Below are 7,837 nucleotides of genomic sequence, written 5' to 3'. Positions count from 1 at the left end.
CATGAATGTCGGCATTAAACATAACAATATTTAATTTTTCTTAATTAAAATTTGGTCGTTCCCAGCTCCTATTTTTCGGCCAGGCAACCAGTTACCCTCCACGCCATTACAATGCGACTACTTCAACGTTCATCGCTATATAAATACATAAAAACCAATAAGATTTTTTCCGTTACGGCGAACTTTGAATTACTTCATGCTCAGGCGAGTCGAAATCCATTGTAATAGAGCGACTCAATAGCCACAGTGGTGATGCGATGTTAGTTAGAAAGGTTTCTAGAGATTTGGCTTCTGCTCAAGCGCGAGAAAATTGGTTGGCGTATTGGCAACATTTTAGCCGTGAAAGTCAGGCGTTTTGTTCCGAGATTAACTGTTTAGCACCGTCTTCTCAGGCGATGTTGGTAAAATGCGATAAAGATGAAGAAGGGGTGTTTGTGATCCCACTTTGTCAGTGTCATAGCGACAACTTAGAAGGGGTGCTGGAAATAGGGGAGAGTACCGAAGTGCTCCCCTTCCATTACACGTTATAAATCAAAGCGGTAGTTAGCGTTTTTGGTAAAGCCGCTCAGGACGACCTACCCGACCATGCTGGATACAAGCTTCCAGAAAACCACTGGCCACACAATATTCAAGATAACGTCTGGCGGTGGTTTTGCTGATCCCAATCGCTTGTCCTAACAACTCTGCGGTGTACGCGGTTTGTGGTTCATGGTGATAAATCTCTTGGATTTTGATCAAAGTAAGTTCATCTATCCCTTTGGGTAAACTATCGAGTTGCTCAGTTTTAGCCTGAAAATTAAACAGTTCATCAACGTGGCGCTGATTGACGCTGTCATTAGCGCGCAGCGAGCTAGTGTATTTTAGATAACGCTCCAGCGAGTTTTGCACTCGATCATAGGCAATTGGTTTTAACAGGTAATCAAATACTCCGCAGCGAACAGCTTCGCGTACTGTCTCCATATCGGAAGCGGCAGTGATAAAAATCACATCTGGTGCTTGCGGTTGATGAGTTAGCTCCTTTAAAAACTCTATGCCACGACCATCTGGTAGGTAGTTGTCTAAAAAAATCAGTTTAGGCTTGAGAATGCGCACCATGTTACGTGCTTCATTAATACTTTGTGCCACGCCAACAGGGCGAAAGCGGGTAGTTTGTTTGAGATAAAAGCTGTGCACATCAGCAATGCTCGTTTCATCCTCTACGATCAATACGTCGATTAATTCCATCATAATCAGCTCTTATTATGCCCTTCAGCTAGTGGTAAGTGGTTTTCCGCCACAAGTGTTTTGGGTCGATTGGGAATAAAAATAGAAAAAATAGTCCCTTGCGGCTCTGCACTGTCGATAAGTATCGAACCATGAGCCTGAGTGACAAATTGATGAACAAGGTAAAGTCCAATACCGTGTCCTTGCTGGTTTTTGCTACTCACTCCCTTGAGAAACAAGGTTTGGGCAATGTCGGCAGGAATGCCATTGCCATTATCTGCCACTTCAATCACCAACTCTTCACCGTTATCGGTCAGCAGCAGGGATATGGTTTTATTGTTGTTTGGGTTTTTTAGCGTCGCTTCAAATGCGTTATCCAGTAGGTTACCGAGCACTGCCGCCAGCTCATCTGACGTCATGCATTGCGGCTCTTGATGTAGATGTGACATCGGGTCGAACTCCAAGCACAGCCCTAGCTCTTTAGCACGGCTGTATTTACCGAGCAGTAATCCTGCGATCACTTTGGGATGAAAGGTCTGGGAGATGAAATCGATCAGTTGCTGCTGCTCGGCGGTTTCGCGGCGAATGGTTTTGACGGCTTCATCGTATGCGCCGATTTGAATTAAGCCGCCGATGGTGGATAGTCGGTTAGCAAACTCGTGACTCATTACGCGTAGGTTATCGTTGTGCTGACGGATCTGGCTAAGCTGGGAAGTCAGCGTATTGAAGTCGTTGCGGCGACGAAAACTCACCACCCAACCAATTTGCTGTTGCCCTGAATTGATTGGCACACGGTTCGCCACCAAGGTTTCACCATTACAGCTAATCAGTTCATCTTGCTGGCTGGTGCTGTTTTGCTGTGCTAACTGACCAAACGGACTAGCACCCATGAAAAAGTAAGTCGGAGTGATGAACTCTTGAACATTACGTCCAATCAGATGATTCGGTTGGTGGGCAATGCCAAGAATATTCAGTGCCTTAGCGTTCACAGAAAGGATTTCACCCTTCAAGCTAATCGCAACTATTCCTTCATACACACTTTGTAGAATGGATTGCTGCAGGTTGAGGTTCATGGCGATCTCTTCCGGCTCCATATTGAACATCTGTTGCTTGATATGGCGGGTAAACAGCCAAGCGCTCAATCCAGAAAGCAGCATGAGTAGGGCCACAGTACTGAGCATTGGATAGGAGTAAATGCGTAGCCAATCACTGATATGATCGAGTAAATAGCCCACAGAAACCACACCCAGAACCTGTCCGGAAGGTGAGACAACAGCAGCCTTACCGCGAATTGCCCAGCCTAGGCTGCCTTTTTGGGTTGAGGTGTAATATTCGCCCTCTTTTAACGCTCTACTGCTGTCACCGCCTTGCATGGGTAAACCAATTTTTCGCTCATCTGGATGGGCAATGCGAATACCATTGGCATCGCCAATCACAATAAAGTTGGCATCTGAAATGCGTTGTAGGCGATCGATTTTAGTCTGTACTTCGGTGAGACGATTTTGTTGGATTAGGGCAATTAAATTGGGGTCAGTCGCAATCTCACGCGCTTGAATCAGAGCCTTAGTGCTGATCTGATCTTGTAGGGTTTCACTAAGAGTTTGATGGAAAAAGCCGGCTACCAGCAAAAGCTGGATCACTACCATAGCAACCAGTAGTGCACCGACCCTTTGCTGAAACGAAAGAGTCTGGCAGACTTTGGTGTGTAAAAAGTGGGCTAGTGATATTTTCATGCCGGCGAGTCTATCCTTGCTATAAGTGAGGCTTATTGATTGGAGTCTAAGAAACACCAATCAATAATGTCTATCCCATCACATATTTGATCATAACACCTGCCGCTACTGCAGAGCCAATGACCCCAGCGACGTTTGGTCCCATGGCATGCATCAGCAAAAAATTCTGCGCGTTGGCTTCTAGCCCGACCTTGTTGGAGACGCGTGCCGCCATCGGCACGGCAGAAACTCCGGCTGAACCAATCAGTGGGTTGAGTTTGGTGGTGGAGAAACGGTTCATCAGTTTAGCCATCAAAACCCCTGCGGCAGTACCGACACAAAACGCAACAATACCGAGCACCAAAATGCCGATAGTTTGTGGCTGGAGGAATTTATCCGCCATCAGTTTCGAACCGACTGATAGGCCAAGGAAAATAGTCACTATGTTAATCAGTGCGTTTTGCGCTGTGTCGGATAAACGCTCCACCACACCACACTCACGCATCAAGTTGCCAAAGCAGAACATACCGAGCAGTGGCGTTGCAGAAGGCAGTAAGAGCGCAATCAAAATCAGTAACAGCAGTGGAAAGCCAATTTTTTCTAGCTTGTGTACCTGGCGCAGTTGATGCATCTGAATTTTGCGTTCTTCTTGCGTGGTCAGCGCACGCATTATCGGCGGCTGAATCATAGGTACTAACGCCATGTAGGAGTAGGCTGCGACCGCAATTGCCCCCAACAATTCAGGTGCGAGCATGCTCGAGACGTAAATTGCCGTAGGGCCATCCGCACCACCTATGATGCCAATCGCGGCGGCTTGCGCCACGCTAAAATCCATCACCCCTAAACTGCTTAATGCCAATGCACCCAGTACGGTAGTGAAAATACCAAACTGAGCCGCCGCACCGAGCAGCAGGGTTTTGGGGTTGGCGAGCAGTGGACCAAAATCCGTCATTGCCCCTACGCCCATAAAAATGAGTAGAGGGCCAACTCCGGAGGCGATGGCTAGACTGTAAAACAGATAAAGCATGCCATCGCTGTACTGATACTGCTCGGCGAGCAAGTGCAAGGTGGTCATTTGCAGTGGCGTTGCACTACTCAGTGCTTGCTTAATCTCCAAAGGCATGTACGAGCTAAGTTGCAGTACCTCTGAAAAGGCCGTCATCACTTCCGGTTTGGCGGCATACAAGGCATTTTCTATCGCCGACATGGCAAGCCCTGCATCAGGCAGATTAGAGAGAATGCCACCAAACCCAATAGGCACTAGTAGCAAAGGCTCAAAGCGTTTAAAAATAGCCAGATAGAGCAGCGCTAAACCGACAAGGATCATGATGGCTTGCCCCCACTGGAGGTGGAATAGGCCAAAATCACGCACCATAGCTAAAACGTTTTCCATTATTTTTGTCCCTGATTACGCTAGTACTAGCAAGGCGTCGCCGACTTGTACTGCATCGCCTTCATTGACTTCAATGACACTGATCACTCCGGCACGTGGGGCGCGGATTTCAGTTTCCATCTTCATCGCTTCTAAGATCAGCAAGACATCGCCTTCAGCCACTTCATCACCTGCTGCCGCATGAATTTTCCAGATATTGCCAGAAAGGGGGGCTGCGAGGTTTTCACCTTCTGCTGCACTCGGTACTGGTGCGTTATTGGCCGACGCTGCTGGCGCGACATGTGTCAGCTCGCCGCCTTCATCTACCTTCACCACATAGCTTTGGTTGTTGACGGTAATGGTGTAGACACCGTTACTTGCGACGGACTGACTTTCCACTGACGCGGCTTTGGTTTTTGCCGTAGGCATTTGAGAGGCGTCACCAGTTTTTGCTGCTTGTGGTGCGGGTTCAAATGCTTCTGGGTTATGGCGATTCGCGAGGAACTTCCAACCCACTTGATCGAACAGCGCAATGGTCAGCACATCATCAATCGCATTCTTGGCTAGAGTGATGTGTTGCTCTTTAGCTTGCTGTAATACGCGGTCTTGCAAGGTTGGCATTTCAGCAGTAATCAAATCAGCGGGACGGCAGGTTATGGGCTCAGCACCTGCTAATACTCGAGCTTGCAACTGCACGTTGACCGGCGCAGGTGTTTTACCGTATTCACCTTTCAGTACTCCGCTGGTTTCTTTAGTGATGGTTTTGTAACGCTCACCCATTACGACGTTGATCACCGCTTGTGTACCCACGATTTGTGACGTCGGAGTCACTAGTGGCAAAAAGCCAAGCTCTTCACGTACACGCGGGATCTCTTCGAGCACTAAATCGAGTTTATCCAGTGCGTTTTGCTGTTTGAGTTGGCTTTCCATGTTGGTCAGCATACCGCCCGGGACTTGCGCCACCAAAATACGTGCATCACTGCCTTTCATCATGCCTTCAAAGGCGTGGTATTTTTTGCGTACATCGCGGAAATAGGTCGCAATATTTTCGAGCTTAGCGATATCCAACCCGGTGTCGTAGCCCGTGCCTTGCAAGGTGGCGACCAGAGATTCCGTCGCTGGATGACCATAAGTGCCACTCATGCTGGAAATCGCGGTATCGACCCGATCAACGCCCGCTTCAATCGCTTTGAGTAAGGTCATATCGGCAAGGCCAGCAGTGGAGTGGCAGTGCAGATGTAATTCGACATCCACTTGTCTTTTCAGGGTTGAGATTAACTCTTCGGCAGAATACGGGGTTAAAATGCCGGCCATATCTTTAAGGGCAATCGAATCGACACCCAGCTCCGACAGTTGCTGCGCTATGTCGACCCAAGTTTGTAAATTGTGCACTGGACTCGTGGTGTAACAGAGCGTGCCTTGCGCATGTGCGCCCATCTTTTTCACCGCTTGTAGAGCTTGTTGCATGTTACGCACATCATTCATCGCATCGAATACGCGAAACACATCCATGCCATTTTTCACTGCGCGCTCGACAAAGGTATCCACTACATCATCAGCATAGTGACGATAGCCGAGTAGGTTTTGTCCGCGCAGTAGCATTTGCAGTGGCGTATTGGGCATGGCTTGTTTGAGCAAGCGTAGGCGTTGCCATGGGTCTTCGCCTAAAAAGCGGATGCAACTGTCAAAAGTCGCGCCTCCCCAACATTCCAAAGACCAATAGCCGATCTGATCTAATTGCTGCGCAATCGGCAGCATGTCGTCAATCCGTAAGCGAGTGGCAAAAAGAGATTGGTGAGCGTCGCGTAATACGACATCGGTTACACCTACGCGTTTAATCGCCTGAGTCATCTGTTATTTCTCCTTCACTAAGATAATTTTTGTTGTGCTTTATGGTGATGGATAGCGGCGGTGAGCACCGCGAGCAACTCACCTTGGTTTTGTTTGGATTTAGCCTTATTGGCTGGTGTTTTTTTATTGCCCGTTTTGGTTGGTACTTGAGGCGGGGCAAAACGTACAATCAAGTACGACATGGTGCGAGTTGCAAATACTAAGAAAATCAAAAAGATGAACACAAAGCCCATCCCCAGGGTCAGCAAATTAATCCCTTCGAGGAATAGTGAGGTTGATTGCATAGTCACTTCCAGTGATAAAAACAGGGTTGAAAATAGGGAGAAAAAAGAGGCGCGCTAGGCGCGCCAAATAATCCCAAGGAGCAAGGGTTAAACAAACATACCGAACACCACGCTGGCGATAACGAGCACAATGCCGCCACCCAGACGTGAAGAGATTTGTGCGTAAGAGAGCAAATTCATACGGTTAGAGGCCGCGAGCACTTCAAGGTCACCAGAACCGCCGCGATTAGCCATACACAGACCTGCGGTGATAGAGGATTCAATAGGATAGAAGCCCATCGCCCAACCACCTAAAGCAGCACCCAAAGTCGCCCCAAGTACAATAACAGTGGCAATAATCACGTTAGTAAAGGTTAAGGCATTGATGATTTCCGCCAGATCGGTATAAGCAATACCAACGCCGACCATCAATAGCCACAGCATCTGTTTTGAGAAGAAATTCGACAGGCGTTTCGCGCCCTCTTTGATTTCATCACTGCACAAACCCGCCGCGTTAAGTATGGCGATGATCACCACCATGTAAGCAAAAGTGTGGATCTGAATCGAGCCAAAACCGGGCAGAATTTCTTTCGATAAAGCGTAAGAGAAGGTGTACACACATGCGGCCAGCATTAAACCAATCGCAATTTCACGGTGAGTGATATTAAGATTTTGGGCTTCTTCATTGACGTCTAGTTTTGATCTGCGTACTAGCTCGCCATTGCCAGTTAATAATGGGATCTTTTCACCAATAATGTTCAGAGCAGCAGCTACGATGATAGCCACTATATTAGCGATAGTTAAAATGGCGACCGCTACTGAGTAGTATTGTTCTTTTGAACCACCAGTGACCGATTCATATATCTCGGAAAGTGGAATTGCACCTGCGCCATTACCACCGCCCATAATCGGCAGCACATACAGCATCATGATGCGATCAGGGGTGATACCAAATACGAGGCCGATAGCGATACCAAATATCGCCGCACCGGCAACCGCAGCCAGAATGGTTGGAATGTAACCGGCTAGAGAGCGGATCAGTAGTTTACGGTTGACCGCCAAAATGGAGCCAGTAATGAGTACTGCGATGAACAGATCCAAGAACTTGCTCTTATCCATCACTTCGGTCACGGTTTTTATTTCACGGTCGCTGAGCCAGCCCATGTGGACGAACCAAGCAGCAACCAAGAAAATCATTACCGGTGCACCGCCGATGTATTTATTAAAAATAGGTAGGCGTTTGCCAACTTCGCCAAATATCGCGCCGATGACAAACATAAAAGAAAAACCACCGACCAGACCGCTAGGTAAAGTGTCAGTAATATGGGCGGCTAATACAGTGATCAGTAAAAATAAAAATAAAGGGAGTGGAGTGCCAAATATTTTTATCTGGCTTAGATTCAATCCACCTGCGGACTTTTTATCTAAATATAGGG

At 47.7% G+C, this 7,837-nt stretch carries 6 protein-coding genes and 1 pseudogene; 1 reads left to right on the top strand and 6 read right to left on the bottom strand.

The window, feature by feature from the left end; all coding sequences use genetic code 11:
• Positions 1-257 precede the first annotated feature (257 nt).
• Positions 258-530, top strand: a complete 273-nt coding sequence (locus B9J87_RS15940; RefSeq protein ID WP_017048247.1) for a hypothetical protein — start codon at positions 258-260, stop codon at positions 528-530.
• A 13-nt stretch (positions 531-543) separates the two neighbouring features.
• Here the strand turns inward: B9J87_RS15940 and B9J87_RS15935 are convergent, their stop codons facing one another.
• The 6 genes and pseudogenes from B9J87_RS15935 to citS all read right to left on the bottom strand — a co-directional run.
• Positions 544-1,227: a response regulator gene (locus B9J87_RS15935; protein WP_017048248.1), complete on the bottom strand. Its 684-nt coding sequence runs from the start codon at positions 1,225-1,227 to the stop codon at positions 544-546.
• Positions 1,228-1,229: 2 nt separating this feature from the next.
• Positions 1,230-2,936, bottom strand: coding sequence for an ATP-binding protein (locus B9J87_RS15930; protein WP_088732984.1), 1,707 nt, complete (start codon positions 2,934-2,936; stop codon positions 1,230-1,232).
• A gap of 70 nt (positions 2,937-3,006) precedes the next feature.
• Entirely contained in the window at positions 3,007-4,308 is a 1,302-nt protein-coding gene (locus tag B9J87_RS15925; protein WP_094125731.1) for a sodium ion-translocating decarboxylase subunit beta, read from the bottom strand.
• Between the two features lie 15 nt (positions 4,309-4,323).
• Positions 4,324-6,138, bottom strand: a complete 1,815-nt coding sequence (oadA, locus tag B9J87_RS15920; protein WP_094151675.1) for a sodium-extruding oxaloacetate decarboxylase subunit alpha — start codon at positions 6,136-6,138, stop codon at positions 4,324-4,326.
• 17 nt (positions 6,139-6,155) lie between these two features.
• Positions 6,156-6,489: pseudogene (locus tag B9J87_RS15915) on the bottom strand (OadG family protein).
• 20 nt (positions 6,490-6,509) lie between these two features.
• On the bottom strand, positions 6,510-7,837 hold a 1,328-nt coding region (gene citS, locus B9J87_RS15910), incomplete at its 5' end, for a citrate/sodium symporter CitS (protein ID WP_254918148.1).

It is taken from the genome of Vibrio sp. V19_P1S1T109, from assembly GCF_002241375.1.
Taxonomy (GTDB): domain Bacteria; phylum Pseudomonadota; class Gammaproteobacteria; order Enterobacterales; family Vibrionaceae; genus Vibrio; species Vibrio anguillarum.
This window is presented reverse-complemented; position numbering and strand designations above follow the sequence as displayed.